Raw genomic sequence first — 15983 nt, forward strand, 5'->3', positions numbered from 1 at the left:
TTATTCATAATGCAACACACTAGCATCAAATGAATTTGTATCCTTCACTCCTGTATACATCATCATTTCAGCCAATTCTTCATTCATCTTTTTCAGCTTATCTTCTGTCGCCCTAGTACCACTCTTCAATAATTCTGATAAAATTCCGCGACCAATCAAAACTGCATCTGCACCCAAAGCTAAAGCCTTATATGCATCATATCCACTCATTAAAGACCCATCAGCATAAATCTCCATACCGCTACCAGCTAACGCTTTCTTAATTTCGGGCAAGATTGATAAAGGCGGAATACCAAATGGTACGCGTCCATGGTGATGAGATACTACAATCGCCTTGCAGCCAGCTTGACGCGCCTTAAGTGCATCCGAAACTGACAGCACTCCTTTAGCAATAAATGGTAAATTGGTACTTTCAGCATAATGCTTTAAATCTTCCATCGTAATTGGACCTAATGGAATACCATCAACTACATCATATTTACCATTCTTACCTGCAATATGGTCTATGTCGATCCCAACAGCAACGGCACCTTTTTCTTCGGCGAATTTAATTTCATCTAAGATCTTATTGTGATCCGCAAATGGCTTAATGATTCGAATAGTATCGCCGCCTTGAGCAACAATCTCACCATATTCTTCATTTGTTTCCATACCGATCCAATTCAGTAAATCCATGTTGCGTGCAGCTATTGCCTTTTCCTGCATTGGTTTTCTAGTTTTATCACTTAATACTTTGTTCAAGTGAGATACAGCGGCTGGCATTAATGGGGATGAATATTTTCTACCTAAGATTGTAGTAGTTAAATCTGGTTCTACCGCATCGATCACGCGCATCTCCACTAAAATGTTATCTAAGAAGACACGATTATGAACATTAGCGTCATCAGCCTTGCCACTAGTTACTGGAATCATTCCTTTAGGACCAGGCCATTCACTTTTGATTTGCACTGTCTCTTCACTCTTATTTTTATCAGGCTCCATCAAAGATGAACCAGAATTAACATCAATAGTTTGGGATGCGCCCGTCACTACATCATTTTGATTGTCTTTATTCATAAAAATCCCCTTTCAAATCACAACGTAACAAGACTGATTTCAAAAATATTATTATTCATCGCCAGATCCCGCGCCATCTTAAAATAAGTCATATTTTTAGGAAACTTAAGGTTGCAAACGCAGATATACACATTTTGCGCATCAATTTGCTTATTAGCATCAACTTTAAAATTAAAATGTTTTACCTGTATTTTATTCTACTTAAAGTACGGCTGTAAAACTTGATCAAGTGTATGACGATCAGTATATTTGAATTCAACCTGCTTATATGTATTTACTTTAACAATTTTACGTAAAATGACTACCACCAGCAAAACAAACGCTCCACCGACAATTGCAATGCAGTAATATCCCATGCCAATTGCTAAACCGATACTTGCAGTAGCCCACAAAGATGTCGCTGTAGTATGTCCCATTACAAAATGGTGAGTAATAACGATGGTGCCTGCGCCGATAAAGCCAATGCTGCCAATCACTTGAGCGATTAGACGGGCTGGATCGACTCCGAGAACGGTTGACAAATCGTGGTAATTTTTAGCGTAATACAGAACCTGATTACAAATTGCTTCTTGTATCAATGCTAAGATACACGCTCCTAGACAAACCAAGATATGCGTTCTAAGGCCAGCTGGATGATTATGCTCTTCTCTATCCAAGCCAACAATTGCCGCAAAAATTGTAGCCATTGATAAACGTAAAATTATTTCTAAAAAATTAAGTTTGAAACTCATCATAATCTGGGGAACTTGGTTCCATACCCAATGGGCAAAAATTATTCTTTCTTACACCTTTATTCAAAAAATAATTAAGAATAGTCAACGAAAGCTATTTTCGAGCAAAATTCTTGCATTTTTTCAAAATAACTATATCTATTTTCTCAGTTAAGAGTATAATCTTTGGTTGTACTATTTTTCACATATTTTTTCTACTGGAGGAGTAAAAAGTATCTACTATGGAACATACTTGGTTAATGAAATATTTCGCTGAATTTTTCGGTACGATTATTTTGGTAGTTTTAGGCAACGGTTCAGTTGCCAATTCAGTATTGCGTGACACTGGAGGTAACAGTCGCGATGGACAAGCCAATGGTGGGTGGCTACTTATCGCATTTGGCTTCGGTTTTGGTGTCATGCTTCCTGCAATGTTGTTCGGTTCAATTTCAGGTAACCACTTGAATCCGGCCGTAACTCTTGCACAAGCATGTGCAGGTGCATTTCCTTGGGATCAAGTTCTGCCATATATCTTGGTGCAAATGCTTGGTGCAATCGTAGGTCAGCTTTTGTTAGTCGCTGTCTACTGGCCATACATTAAGAGAACCGCCAGCGATGACGCTGTTTTTGCCAGCTTTGCGACTGGTGACTCCGCCAACAGTAAGCTGAATGGTTTTATCACTGAATTTGTTGGTACAGCTATTCTTTTATTCGTAGCTGTTGGTTTATACCGTGGCATGTTCTTCAAGCAATCAGAAGATATTGCCAACATCGGTGTTGGTTTCTTAATCACCGCATTGGTTATGGCTGTTGGTGGTCCTACAGGTCCTGCATTAAACCCTGCAAGAGACTTAGGTCCACGTATCGTTTATGCACTTTGCCCATTACCACATAAGGGTTCCGCTCATTGGGACTACGGCTGGGTGCCAGTAGTTGCCCCAATCGCTGGTGGTATCTGTGGTGCATTGTTATACAAGATTGCATTTGGATTATAGAAAAACAAAAGATCGATGATCTTCGTTAAAAAACGGTGATCATCGATCTTTTTATTTAACTTCTTTAGTCGCTTTAGCCTGTTCTTGTTGATACAACATATTGTCATATCTCTTAATAAATGGGAAATATACAAAGAAACTAATTACCAATACTATTGCTTGCCAAATGGCAACTTTCCAACCACCAATAATAAAACCAGAAATAACTGGTGGCGTAGTCCATGGGACCTGCATCCCATTCAAATATGGCAAGACACCTAATTTAATTAACCAATAAGTACAGCCTGCAGAAATAGCTGGCATAATCATAAATGGTACAGCTAACATTGGGTTCATAACAACTGGCAAACCAAAGAGGACAGGTTCATTAATATTAAAGATACCAGGTACAATGGTCAATTTACCTACACTCTTTAATTGCTTGGATTTAGCAAAGAATGTCATGAATACCACTAACCCAATAGTAATTCCGGCACCAGTGACATTAATGAATTGATCAATCAATCCTGAAACAACTATATGACCGCCATGAGCAGCAGTTACATATCCATATTCCTTAAAGATATTAGCATTTTGTAGAGTATTGGCACCGAAGATTGAGCCTACGATACCACCTACCAAGTTGGAACCATGAACACCAAAAATCCAGAAGAATGGAATTAAGAATGCCACTAGCATAATACCACCAAAGGTATCAGACAAACCTTGTAATGGAATCTGAATTGTATGATAAATCCATTGAGTCATTGAAGTACCCATGAACTTTGCAAAGAACATGTATACAAGTAGCCACATAACTGTTAATGCGGAAGCCGGAATCAATGCAACAAAGGAGCTTGCAACTGCAGGTGGAACTTGTTCTGGTAATTTAATAGTGATCTTTTTCTTAACAAACCAGCAGTAAATCCAACCAGTAATTAAACCTACAATAATTGCTGCAATCGTTCCTTGACCACCTAACCAAGTACGGTCAATATAATTAGCTGACAATAAAACTGGAGCTTGCTTAGCAGAAATAACAGTCTTTGTTCCCTGCATAACTGCCGTGGTTGGACTCATAATAATCAAAAAACCAACAAATGAAGTAATACCTGCTGGAATTGGATCTATCCCATCTTTCTTTGCCCAAGTGTAGGCAATACCGATAACACTAAAAACAGAACCGATACCGAAAGTACAGTTGTATGCTTGACTCCAAAACTGAGTTAAGCCATTTTCATTCATCCAGTTGGCAACAGCTGGTAATGGAAATGAAGCTAATAACAAGAATACTGACCCAATCATAATGAATGGCAATGATAATACCATCCCATCTCTTAATGAGAGCATTGGTTTAGTATTAACAAACTTCATTACTGGGGGCAATATATATTTATTGAAGAATTTCCCCATGATAACTCCTCTCTCTTCTTAACTCTTCTTATTCCTTACACTTCTGTATTGTATGCAACCGTTTTCTTAAACTCAATAGTTATCACAGTATTAGGTAAAATTCTATTGTATTGACATGCATTTTATATCTGGAACACCTTGTTCCAAAAATAAATTATTATTCCAAAATATTCGAACCATACCAAAACTCCCATCTTCTCTTACTTACTTGCAAATGATTTCATATAATACAAGTAAGCAATAAATCAAAGGAGTTTTTTTATGACTAGAACTTTAGATAAGAATTTTTTATGGGGTGGCGCCGTTGCTGCCCACCAACTTGAAGGCGCATATCAAGAAGGCGGAAAAGGAATCTCCATCTCTGACATTATGACTCTTGGCGATCGTGATCATCCTCGTGAAATCACTAAAACCATCGAAAAAGATAAATATTATCCTAACCATGTAGGAATCGATTTTTATCACCACTACAAGGAAGATATTAAACTGATGGCAGAGATGGGATTCAAAGCATTTAGAACTTCAATTGCGTGGACACGCATCTTCCCCAATGGCGATGAAGATGCGCCTAATGAAGCAGGACTTAAATTCTATGATGATTTATTTGATGAATTGTTAAAATATGGTATCCAACCCGTTGTCACCCTTTCCCACTTCGAGATGCCTTATCATTTAGTAACTGAATATGGTGGCTGGTCCAACCGCAAATTAATTGATTTCTTTGCTCGCTTTGCTCATGTATGTTTTGAAAGATATCACAACAAAGTTAAGTATTGGATGACCTTTAATGAAATTAACAATCAAGCCAATTATGAAGATATTGGCAATGTGTTAAAAAATTCTGGTCTACTTTTCAAAAAAGGTGACGATAAAGAAAAAATGATGTATCAAGCAGCACACTATGAATTAGTAGCTAGTGCTGAAGCCGTTCAAATCGGACACGCTATTGATCCATCATTACAAATTGGCTGTATGTTGGCCTTTTGCCCTATTTACCCTGCTTCATCTAAACCCGAAGATATTCTTTTTGCCCAGCGTGCAATGGATTCACGTCTTTACTTTGGCGATGTGCATGTTAACGGTGAATATCCAAATTGGTTAAAAGCCTACTTCGATCGTAAGAATTATCACTTAGATATTACTAAAAAAGATTTGCAGATATTGAAAAATGGTACAGTAGATTATATTGCATTCTCCTACTACATGTCCTTCACTGCCAAATACACTGATCACATGGATTATCGTGAATATCAAGATTTAGTTTCCAACCCATATATCAAGACTAATGATTGGGGTTGGGCAATTGATCCAGTTGGTTTGCGCTATGCAATGAACTGGATGACTACCCGCTGGCATAAACCATTGTTTATCGTAGAAAACGGACTTGGTGCTTACGATAAAATGACCGCTGATCATCAAATTCACGATGATTACCGTGTTCAGTACTTCCGTGACCATATTAAGCAGATGGAAAAAGCAGTCATTGATGATGGTGTTGACTTAATCGGCTATTTGCCATGGGGATGCATTGATTTGGTTAGTGCAAGTACCGGTGAAATGAAGAAACGCTATGGCTTTATCTACGTTGATGAAGATGATTATGGTAAAGGCAGCTTCAAGCGCTACCCTAAGGATTCTTTTTACTGGTATAAAAAAGTAATTGCCTCAAATGGTACAGATTTAGATTAATAGCAAAACAAAAAGATCGATGATCAACGTTTTTAACGTTGATCATCGATCTTTTTTCATTAACTTTACTTTTTTAGAACTCAAACAGGCGATGATTGATAATAATCCTAAAATCACGATCTTCTTCATCCGCTAAACAGCTAGCAACTAACGGTTCATAGCCTCTTTTTTCTTCATCAAATTGATTTCTTTCTGCATCTAAGTCTTTAAAGACTTCATCAGATAACTTATCAACCGGAATCTTAGCCGCCTTAGCTAATTCATCAAAGCTAACTACTACTCCATCTTGTAAAACATCATCATCTTTGCTTTCATTGTATTTCTTTACCAAGAGCTTCATGATGGCCAAAGTTTCTGGTCTTAAGTAATTCAAGGAATCAAAATCAATTACATAATCATCCATTGCATTTCCCATCCTTTCGTGAAAAATTATTTTTCTCACTTTTAGTATGGTATCCTTTTTGAAAATACCCAAGCAATATGAACTTTAATTTAAATTATTCCACGCTGCAGTCCCATAAAAATAGTAATAATCAGTAAATCAGCACTGCCGCCAAGACTATAATTTTTCTCTTTAAAAATGCAATTTAGCTCTAGCATGAATTGTTTACCAGCTCGAGTGCCATAACCACCCAATGCCAAATATTTTTGCGCCTGCTTGTGCGACCAATCAATTACTTCAACATTACCAGCCCTTTTAATCAAATTAGAATCTTCAATCTCACTAACAATCTCCATCAAGGTATCAAGCAAGCGCGTATTCAAGTCGCCACTTGTCTGTGCTAGAAATGGCAATGCGACACTTCTCACCAAAGGGTAGCCTGCCTCTGCTTCTGCTCTAACGCCGCCTTTGCCATATTGCAAAAATTGTCTTTCTCCAGCAGTCTCGCTTTTCTTTCCCAAATCATGCTTAACCAAGCCTTGGGTCATCGCTTGAATAACTTCAAATTCATTACTACCTTTTTTTTGACAATAACTACTTGCACAAACAAACAAGCCTAAAGAAAAAACTGCACCTTTATGCGTATTCACATTATTCGTAGCGGCAAGCATTGCCTTCTCTGCCTTAATCCCAGCTTGTCGCAGCAGTTCAAACATCTGTCTTAAATCTTGTCCAGTAAAGTTAAAACCAATCTCAGCGGCTTGAACAAAATATTTTTCCAAACTTAAGCTACTATCAATGAACATATAGACGTTCATATCGGGATGAGAACCCACATCAGCTGGATCAACCAAGCCAGGCTTAGGATTAGTAACTACTTCATAAAGTAATGCTTTTAATGCATTTTGAGCGATCTCTTCTATTGCCATTTGTCTCTTTCTAATTACTCAAGTATCGATTTTTTAACAAAAAGTGCCGCAAAATCTGATTAAAACGATCTGGTACCTCTGCCATGATATCATGTCCACAATTATCAACCAAAGCCATATTTACGCGATCATTTTGTGTAGTCATCCATTTTGCAAAAAGAAAATTATAATATGGACCTTGAACGGCCGCAATTACATCGATAGGTACTTGGCTATCTTTGACCACCCCACGCCAATCATGGGCAATATGCTCACACAACAAATCAAAATTATCAGATCTACTAAAAGGGTGATCTATTCTAGCATTATTCAGTTTCATCGCTACTCGATTATCTATACCGCGCAAAGTCTCATGCACAGCAGGAACCATTTTAGCTTCTCTTACATAGTTACTTAACGTATAGTTCATAAAACCATATGACCAATCCGAAGTATTCAACATAAAAGGCGTTTGGTCTACGATAACCGCCAGTTTAACTAAATCTGGTGCGGTTTTAATCAAATTAAAAAGTAAACTGCCACCCATTGAATGACCGACAAACACAGCTTGTTTTATGCCTAAACATTGTACCAATTCAATCAAATCATCAGTTAGACGTTGTAAAGTATGATCATTTTTTGTTCTTTGACTCCGACCAAAATTGCGATGATCGTATGTGATCACCTGATATCCCATTTTAGTAAAATAGTCAACCTGCATAGTCCATACTTCTTGATAACCGCCAAAGCCAGCAACAAAAATAATTGGTTTGCCATTACCTTTTATCTGGTAATTAATTTTAATTCCATCATTAGTTACAAAATCCATTTCATCCCTCTTTAATTGCCTGCCATGGATTTTCACTTAAAATTGGACCAGTGACGGTTTTAATTAAAATCTGCTGATCACGTTCCAATGCATATTCTTCCAAAGAAAAGCCATTCTCACCATAAACTACTTGTACATCCGCATGCGTGCCAAATTGATTTAATCTAGCTAAAAATTTTCTTGCTTCAGCTACGTTCATTTTAGGTAAATCGGGCATAATCAAGTCTAAATCACTAGTATGCTCTGGACTTTCTTTGACCATCTTTACACCAGTTGCCATTTCATAAGCAAGTGAACCACTAATTCCCCACTGATAATCAGTTAAAAGTGGTGCAATCTTAACCAGTGCTTGAAAAGCAATTAATTTTTGCCTTTCAATTGGCAAATCACACCAAGACTCATGCTTAATAAAATAATCTGGATGATACTGCTTAACTATACTAGACTTTTTTAAATAGCCAGCCAAGCGTTGATTACGCTCGTAACCGCGCAAGCCTACCGGAATTAAACCATTTTTGAATTGACCACGTCTGACCACTACGATTTTAGCCTTAGACAAAGAATCCTTTGCCCATTCAGGTAAAGGATTCTCTTCTAATATTAAGTCGTCATCATTGGTAAACGTTAATAAATCATGCGGCCAAATATTAGTTATTTTTCCCATTGATCATCAACCATTTCGCGCATCTTAATTGTAGCTTTGCGTCCACTTTCAATTGCAATTGGAGTCTCATAACGGAAGCGCAAGTCAGTTGGTTGATCCTTTGTACTTGCAATAGCTTCATCGATTAATTCATGAACTTCCTTAACTGCATCATCGTTGGCATCCCAAGATGAAACATCATGCACTAGCTTGTATAAAGCACCCAATTTTTCATAATTGAAGATATCGTAAGCCATTGCAGGAACATGTTTAGTAGCTTCTTCAAGTTCGGCAATAGTTCTTTGGGTAATTCTAGCAGCAGATGCCTTAGACATCGCTTGAATAGTGATTGACTTATCAGCTAAGGCGATCATGCGGTTAGATTGCAAACCATGAGCTAAGAAACCACCTGAAACAGCATCCCCAGGAATAAAGTCAATTACTGGGTGGCCAGCTTGACGAGCCTTAGCATAAGCAGCAGCACTAGAAGCTAATCCAATGTGAATTCCAATTAATTCTTCTTTGTAACCATAAGCCTGACTTGGTACATCTACAATCAAAATGATTGGACGCTTAACCTCTTTATCCTTGTCTTCTTCAACAATCTTATTAACGATCTTAGAGATGACAAATCCTTCTTGCAAGCCCACTTCACCATTACGTACGCGTGGGAAGCGATTATTCTTGTCTGGCACGATAGCAATATATTCTTTGCCATCAACTTCAGCTGCTAAAACTGTTGGATATTCTGACTTAGCATTTTTAATGCCAGTTAATTTTTCAAACCATAAACGACCGCGGCTCTTATCACCTGGTGTATTGCTAGATACAGCACTTGGAATTTCATGCTTTTCAGCTTTTGTTTCGTTGAAAATCTTGCGATATTCTTCAGTAGTTAATGGCTTTGAAAAATCGATCTTATCAAGCAAAGTTAAATAGAAATCAGCCTTATCAGTTCTGTGAGCATCCTTCTTTTGATCGATTGCTTCAGAAATCGCATTCTTAATAGTTTCAACATCATCTTCAACTAATTCATCAGCAATGCCAGTCTTAACTCTTTGACGAGTACCCAAAGTATTCCAAATTAAGTCCTTATCGCTAGAGTCAAATTCACGTACGCCTGCTTCTTGTTCGATAACTTCCGGTCCGTTCAAGGCAACTCTAGCCTTCTTGGTAGTAATTAGGTATGACAAAACAGCACTAGTGATTGACATACCACCAAAACTACCAACTCTACCCGGCACCAAACCAATTACAGGAACATATTTCTTCAACGCGATAACTGAATTTTGAATTTCAGAAATTGACAAAAGGCCATAATTTGCTTCTTGAAGACGTACACCACCAGTATCCAAAATAATGATTGGATAGATAGTCTTACCATTCTTATTGTCATCTAAGGCTTCTTCTAAAGCAGCAACGATCTTGGCACCGGAAACTTCACCAATACCACCACCTTGGAATTTACCTTCAATGGAAATCACGACAACATTTTTGCCATTCAAGGTACCTTTAACTAAGATAACCCCATCATCACTTTCGGGCACAATCTTCTGTGGCTCAAGGTGAGGCGAAATCATATCATATTCTGGACCAACTAATTCGCGACCAGAGTTTTCATCAACTAATGCAAATGCACGCTGACGACCATTTAATTCAACAAAACTATTTTTCATCTTTCAAAGCCTCCATTGCTTGAGTCAAACGCAAGTTAACAACACCAGGGGTTGCACCAAAATCGTGAACAATAAACTTACCGTTTAATGGATAACGAGCAAAGAAACGATCGAGCACATTTTGCCAAACTTTTTCAAAGCCATCGCTCCCAGTAGTGATATCTAATGTTGTCTTTTCCCCATCTGCTGGGTAAACCAAGATTTCTAAGTCACCGGAGGCTACCACACCAACGTGGGCAAATTTCTTTACGGGTGTAGAATTTTGATATTCAAAGTGTAATTTTTCCATTATTCTTTCCTCCTCAATTATGACCAAGATCTAAATTTTGCAGGTGGATTGTAAAGGCCATGGGACCATTCAACAATATCATCCATAGTTTGAGCTGCAAGAAGTGAACGCTTAGCATCTTCACGGCGTACGCCTAAGTCTTCTGGCAATGCGACAATGCCCTTTTCACGCAGCTTCTTTACTTCTTCTGGATTTGAACGTAAACCAACAGGTGTTACACCAGCAATTGCTTCAATTGCGGCTTTTCTTTCTTCCATGCTGTCGGTCTTGTAAAGATATGCGATACCTTCTTCAGTGACGATATGCGTGGTATCTTCTGAATAAATCATGATTGGCACGTTAGCCAACTTAGCTTCTTTTCTAACTTCTTCAGCATCCAAGTGATCAACAAAGACTGGCTTCTTATTTGCACCAAAGGTTTCAACCATTTGAACAACCAATTTTTGACCCTTAGCCAATGGATCATCATCTGGCTTTAAGCTTTGCCAAGCTGGAGTTGAGTGACGACGACCAGTTGGGTTAGAACCCATGTTAGGTGCACCACCAAAGCCTGACAAACGACCATTAGTAACAGTTGAAGAGTTACCCCATTGGTCAATTTGCAAAGTAGAACCAACGAACATATCAAGTGCATATTGACCAGCAACCTGACCTAAAGCACGATTAGAACGCATGGTACCATCTTTACCAACAAAGAAAATGTCTGGACGAGCGGCAATGTATTTTTCCATCCCGACTTCGCCACCAAATGAGTGGATTGATTGAACCCAACCACTTTCAATTGCTGGAATTAAAGTTGGAGTTGGATTCAATTCCCAATTGCGGCAGATCTTGCCCTTGAGTCCTAATTGTTCACCATATGTTGGCAATAGAAGTTCGATTGCAGAAGTGTTAAAGCCAACACCGTGATTTAAGGTTTGAACATGATGCTTAGCATAGATTCCTTTAATTGCCATCATCCCCATCAAAATTTGTAATTCGGTGATTGCTTGTGGATCACGAGTAAACAAAGGCTCCAATTGATATGGCTTATCAGCTGGAACAATGACATCGACCCAGTCGCTAGGAATATCAACACGTGGTAATTTATCAACAACTTCGTTTGCTTGCACGATCACGATTCCATTATGAAAGGCTGCGGCTTCCACAATTGTTGGGGTTTCTTCAGTGTTAAAACCAGTGTAAAGGTTACCTTCACGGTCAACTTTATCCGCGGCAACCAAGACAACATTCGGAATCAAATCAATAAATAAACGACCAAATAATTCAAGATAAGTATGAATATCACCAACCGTCATTGTGCCGTCAGCAATCATTTGCGATACACGTGTACTTTGTGGGCCGGCAAATGAAAAGTCCATCTTTGAGGCAATACCTAAGTCAAAAATATCAAGGTGTTCTGGACGTGAAATACTAGACATAATCATGTGTAAATCATGAACACGTTCAGGATCCACTTTAGTTAAAGCTTCTGATAAAAATGATGCTTGCTTTTGATTATCCCCTTCAAGCACCACCTTGTCGCCTGACTTAATTAAAGTATTCAACACTTCAACGACATCTTCAGTTTTAGCAAATTTACCATTCAATAATGAACTGGCGCTTGCTAAACGTGCATTTTTCGCATCTCGATGAGTATGCCAATTCTTTTCTTCTGTCATTCTTTTTTCTCCCATTTGTTAAATAAATAGTCCGCATCATCAATCGACATTGCCGATAACGTAACCATATGTAATTGATCCGTCTTTGCTTTTAGTAGTTTGGTAAAAGCTGTTCCAGGTGAAAATTCGGAGCTAACATCAGGTTGATATTCAAGAGCAACCTGCATCATCGTTTCCCAAAGTACTGGGTAAATTACGTTGTTGCCTAAATCATATTTGATATCTTTTAAGCTCCTTACTGCGTGACCATTGTAATTAGCTAAATATATGCAACTAGGTTGATGCAAATTAAGCTGAGCAATAAAAGTATTCAGCTGATCAGCTGTCTTTTGCATTAGCGGCGAATGCGATGGGTTAGGCACATGCAGCAATTTTGCTTTTGATGCACCGTTTTCTTTAGCCAATGCTAGAACTTGCTTAATCGCACTGAGTTTCCCAGAAATAGTATTCTGCATTTCTGAGTTTTGATTAGAAATATAAACTGGATTGGTATCTGAATGAACTTCAGCAACTAACTTTTTTACTTCTGGACGGCTCAAGCCAACTACAACACCCATGCCGTAGCCTTCTGGATAACATTCCTGCATCAACTTAGCTCTAAGAGCTACTAACTTGAAAACATCTTCTTTATTTATGACACCAGCTGCATAAGCTGCCGCAAATATGCCTAAAGAATGTCCTGCAACTAAAGTCGGCTGCCAGCCTAACTTTTTCAATTGATCGACTTGATCAATCTGCAAAAGCAAAATACTTAGCTGAATTTGAACTGAATCTTGATAGCCCTCAGCAGTATCCAGTAGCTTGACATTGGTCCATTTTTCTACCTGCTCTTTCAGTTGAGGATCGACTTGGTCAAGCATGCCCGGATTTTGACCACCTTGACCCGGAAATAACCATAAGTTTCGCAAAATAATCACCTCTTTGGATCTCACATTTTTTAGTTTAAAACGTTTGAATGACAATTTATAATATATAAATAGAATAATACTTAACCAAATAGTTATGAATTGAGTGAGTAAAATGAATCTAACTACATTAAAATACTTTATTTCGGTAGCTTCCCTTGGATCAATCACCGAAGCTGCAAAGGAAGCCTATGTCAGTCAATCTGCCGTCAGCAAAACTATTAAACAATTAGAGGACGAAATCGGTGTGAAATTATTTGATCGTGAAGGCAGAACGATCAAGCTAAATCAACAAGGAAAATTGTTTTATTCTTATGTTTCCGACAGTTTAAATTTGCTTGATCGCGGGATTAAAGCAGTGCAAGGTTCTAAAAATATCGATCAAAGCCCTTTGAATGTCTTATTTACTGTTGCTTCGCCTTTAATTTCTAAAATAATTTTGTGCATGCAGGAAGTTTTACCCAATATCAGCTTGAATATTCATCAGAAAAATAGTTTTGCCAAAGATCTAGAACAATTTGACTTTATTATTTCTACTACCAAGATCCCCAACTTTAATAGCATCCCCATCACCACTGAAGAATTGCTGATCGGTGCCAAAAAAGGCATTCTTCCTAACAAGGATTTCATTGAACTAAAAGATTTAGAAAAATATATCTTTGTCGGTCTTGATAAAGAAACCGAGCTGCAACAAACTATCGATCAATTTTTAATGGCTCACAAAATCAAACTAAATTATCAATATCAATCTGATGAACCAGCGACGGTGCGGCAGTTAATTGCAAGCGGAATTGGGATCGGTTTTATCCCAGCTATTAGTTGGCAGGACTTTGAAACTCAAAATATCACTAAGGCTCATATTTATCCAGAAGCTCCTCAACGCACGATTTATTTAAATTCGCCTCATCATAATTTAACTGATACCCAGCGGTTGTTTAGCAATGAAATTGCCAATGTTTTCTTGCAAGAAATAGATGCTGCAACAAAATAATTATGAATTTAAACCGTTGCTTTTTTTAAAAAATACCGTTAAATTAAACTTGAACTTCTTTTGGATCTCACAATTCAAAAGAAAAGAGAGATTTTTATGAAAAAATATCAGTTTAACAGCTCTAGTGCAGCTGATATTGGTGATTATTTGAAAGTTTTCGCCTGTACGGCTGTGATATCGCAGCCAATTATGTCGATGATCATGGGTACCGGGCAGCCCACTCATGTGCAGGACGTTTTTGGCGTTTTTTATAATTTAGTGAAATATACGGCACCGGCCTTTATCTTTGGTATTTTGTACACTACCATTCGGACTAATGATGAAAAAGGCAGTTTCTCATATGCCAAACATATGCGAGCTAACTGGTCTAATCTGTTTGTACCAACTATTTGGTGGACATTGATTTACCTTTTTGGGATGCCATGGGTGCAACAAGTCAATCATTTTAATAGCATCGGTTCATTTTACTGGCAATTTATTAATGGTAATGCGGCACCACACCTTTGGTACAACACGATGATGTTGCAATTCATTATCCTAATGCCACTTTTTTGGGCACTAAGCCGTTTTGTTGGTCATAACTTAACACGCGGAATTTGGGTTGCAATCATTACTTTTGTGCTATACTTCGCCTGGCTGTGGTTATATGACTACTACGTTTTCCACGGCGTGCATGAACATGATTGGTATCTGCTTGATCGCGTGTTCATTTCATTCTTTATCTATGGTGTGTACGGGATGTTAGCTTGGCAACTGCGAGGTTATTACAACCAGCTAGTCACTAAGTTATGGTGGCTGATCTCAATTTTGTTCATCGGTTGCTTCATTTGGACTAACATCGAATTACAAAAATTTGGTCATCCCATCAACTTTAACAATGCACCATACTACAAGCCATCAATGACCTTGTACTGTTTAGCAGTTATTGCACTAATCTCTGCATTTTGTTTGCACCAAGTTAGAAAAAATTCACGGGCTAGTTTAAACGTCTTTCACTTTTTAGCTACTTATGCTTATCGAGCATACTTATCCAATGTCTTTTGGAATCAACTAGTCTGGCGCGGACTTAACATGCAATATCACGCAATCTATCATCCAATCTTGACTTTGTTTGGCACCTGGATTTTAACGTGGATCCTGTCTTTCACTTCCGCATATTGCTTGCATGTCTGGTGGATGAAAGCAAAAAGTTTAATTTTAAGATAAAAAAGAAGTTACTCACGCGGAGTAACCTCTTTTGCTTTATTCTTCAATTCCATATAATTCTGCAGCTTCCAGCAAAAAATCTTTCATGAATGGTAATGAAAATGTGACCTTACCATATCCTGTATCTACGATTACTTGACTGTCCATCAATCTTTGGCGATATTGAGAAATATAATTGGAACTCTTTTTCATTTGTTCACGAATATAACTTATTTCCACAATATTCTTAGGGCAATTAGCCATAATAAATAAGAATTTCCTATCTGTTGGCGACAATTCAGATAGTATCTTAGTATAAGCATTACGAAAAAGATCATTTTTAAATAATGGGATAGATTTCTCCACACTTTCTTCCGTAACCTTATTATCAGAATTTTGCCAGACATAATATCCCAGATCTTGAAATGCATAAGCATATCCCTTAGTCAGTTTGGTTATTTTCATTAGAGTATTATTATCGATTTCTTTGTTTCCTCTCTCAAAGGCTTTTTGATAGCGATATTTAATGTCAAAAAGATCAAGCGGACCTAATGGCACGCGCCCACTTCTCAGAAGAAAAGTTAAGACATCATTATTTTGCAGTTCAGAAACATTTTGGTTCAGTATAAATTCTTGTGTAAATAGAAATTAGATAACAAAAAAAGAAGGGTT

At 37.8% G+C, this 15983-nt stretch carries 16 protein-coding genes; 4 read left to right on the forward strand and 12 right to left on the reverse strand.

Features of this window, described 5'->3' with window-relative positions:
- Together CP368_RS00835 and CP368_RS10695 are read right to left on the reverse strand one after the other, a co-directional pair.
- The gene (locus CP368_RS00835; protein WP_098043838.1) at positions 1-1056 is read right to left on the reverse strand and encodes an alpha-hydroxy-acid oxidizing protein; all 1056 of its coding nucleotides are present in this window, start codon (positions 1054-1056) and stop codon (positions 1-3) included.
- A gap of 197 nt (positions 1057-1253) precedes the next feature.
- A complete protein-coding gene (locus CP368_RS10695) occupies positions 1254-1742 on the reverse strand; it encodes an MgtC/SapB family protein (RefSeq protein ID WP_233185779.1) in 489 nt (162 codons plus the stop codon).
- 266 nt (positions 1743-2008) lie between these two features.
- Here CP368_RS10695 and CP368_RS00845 point away from each other — a divergent pair, with 266 nt between their 5' ends.
- Positions 2009-2761: an MIP/aquaporin family protein gene (locus CP368_RS00845; protein ID WP_025005542.1), complete on the forward strand. Its 753-nt coding sequence runs from the start codon at positions 2009-2011 to the stop codon at positions 2759-2761.
- Positions 2762-2812: 51 nt separating this feature from the next.
- Here CP368_RS00845 and CP368_RS00850 read toward each other — a convergent pair whose 3' ends face one another.
- Complete coding sequence (locus CP368_RS00850) at positions 2813-4153, reverse strand: PTS sugar transporter subunit IIC (RefSeq protein WP_098043837.1); 1341 nt, start codon at positions 4151-4153, stop codon at positions 2813-2815.
- Between the two features lie 261 nt (positions 4154-4414).
- On the opposite strand from CP368_RS00850, the gene CP368_RS00855 reads away from it, so the two are divergent.
- Positions 4415-5842, forward strand: a complete 1428-nt coding sequence (locus CP368_RS00855; protein WP_098045639.1) for a 6-phospho-beta-glucosidase — start codon at positions 4415-4417, stop codon at positions 5840-5842.
- 73 nt (positions 5843-5915) lie between these two features.
- Here the strand turns inward: CP368_RS00855 and CP368_RS00860 are convergent, their stop codons facing one another.
- The 8 genes from CP368_RS00860 to CP368_RS00895 form a co-directional block, all read right to left on the reverse strand.
- A complete protein-coding gene (locus CP368_RS00860; RefSeq protein ID WP_098045640.1) occupies positions 5916-6245 on the reverse strand; it encodes a hypothetical protein in 330 nt (109 codons plus the stop codon).
- A gap of 89 nt (positions 6246-6334) precedes the next feature.
- On the reverse strand, positions 6335-7153 hold the full coding sequence (locus tag CP368_RS00865) for a triphosphoribosyl-dephospho-CoA synthase (protein WP_098045641.1): 819 nt from the start codon (positions 7151-7153) through the stop codon (positions 6335-6337).
- 10 nt (positions 7154-7163) lie between these two features.
- Complete coding sequence (locus CP368_RS00870; RefSeq protein WP_098043834.1) at positions 7164-7961, reverse strand: alpha/beta fold hydrolase; 798 nt, start codon at positions 7959-7961, stop codon at positions 7164-7166.
- Between the two features lies 1 nt (position 7962).
- A complete protein-coding gene (locus CP368_RS00875) occupies positions 7963-8625 on the reverse strand; it encodes a malonate decarboxylase holo-ACP synthase (RefSeq protein WP_098043833.1) in 663 nt (220 codons plus the stop codon).
- Positions 8613-10280 carry a biotin-independent malonate decarboxylase subunit beta gene (gene mdcD, locus CP368_RS00880; protein ID WP_089143105.1) on the reverse strand — a complete coding sequence of 556 codons (1668 nt, stop codon included), beginning with the start codon at positions 10278-10280 and terminating at the stop codon, positions 8613-8615. The genes CP368_RS00875 and mdcD overlap by 13 nt, the downstream gene beginning before the upstream one ends.
- Complete coding sequence (locus CP368_RS00885) at positions 10270-10569, reverse strand: malonate decarboxylase subunit delta (protein WP_025005536.1); 300 nt, start codon at positions 10567-10569, stop codon at positions 10270-10272. The genes mdcD and CP368_RS00885 overlap by 11 nt, the downstream gene beginning before the upstream one ends.
- Positions 10570-10586: 17 nt before the next feature.
- Complete coding sequence (gene mdcA / locus CP368_RS00890; RefSeq protein WP_098045642.1) at positions 10587-12230, reverse strand: malonate decarboxylase subunit alpha; 1644 nt, start codon at positions 12228-12230, stop codon at positions 10587-10589.
- Entirely contained in the window at positions 12227-13147 is a 921-nt protein-coding gene (locus CP368_RS00895; RefSeq protein WP_369822565.1) for an acyltransferase domain-containing protein, read from the reverse strand. The genes mdcA and CP368_RS00895 overlap by 4 nt, the downstream gene beginning before the upstream one ends.
- Positions 13148-13250: 103 nt before the next feature.
- Here CP368_RS00895 and CP368_RS00900 point away from each other — a divergent pair, with 103 nt between their 5' ends.
- Positions 13251-14126 (forward strand): LysR family transcriptional regulator, encoded by an 876-nt coding sequence (locus tag CP368_RS00900; RefSeq protein WP_098045644.1) that lies wholly within the window; start codon positions 13251-13253, stop codon positions 14124-14126.
- A gap of 96 nt (positions 14127-14222) precedes the next feature.
- The gene (locus CP368_RS00905) at positions 14223-15332 is read left to right on the forward strand and encodes an acyltransferase family protein (protein ID WP_098045645.1); all 1110 of its coding nucleotides are present in this window, start codon (positions 14223-14225) and stop codon (positions 15330-15332) included.
- A 36-nt stretch (positions 15333-15368) separates the two neighbouring features.
- Here CP368_RS00905 and CP368_RS00910 read toward each other — a convergent pair whose 3' ends face one another.
- Complete coding sequence (locus tag CP368_RS00910) at positions 15369-15869, reverse strand: hypothetical protein (RefSeq protein ID WP_233185780.1); 501 nt, start codon at positions 15867-15869, stop codon at positions 15369-15371.
- Positions 15870-15983: the final 114 nt, after the last annotated feature.

Origin of the sequence: Lactobacillus sp. UMNPBX17 (assembly GCF_002553735.1) — a bacterium.
Classification (GTDB): domain Bacteria; phylum Bacillota; class Bacilli; order Lactobacillales; family Lactobacillaceae; genus Lactobacillus; species Lactobacillus gallinarum.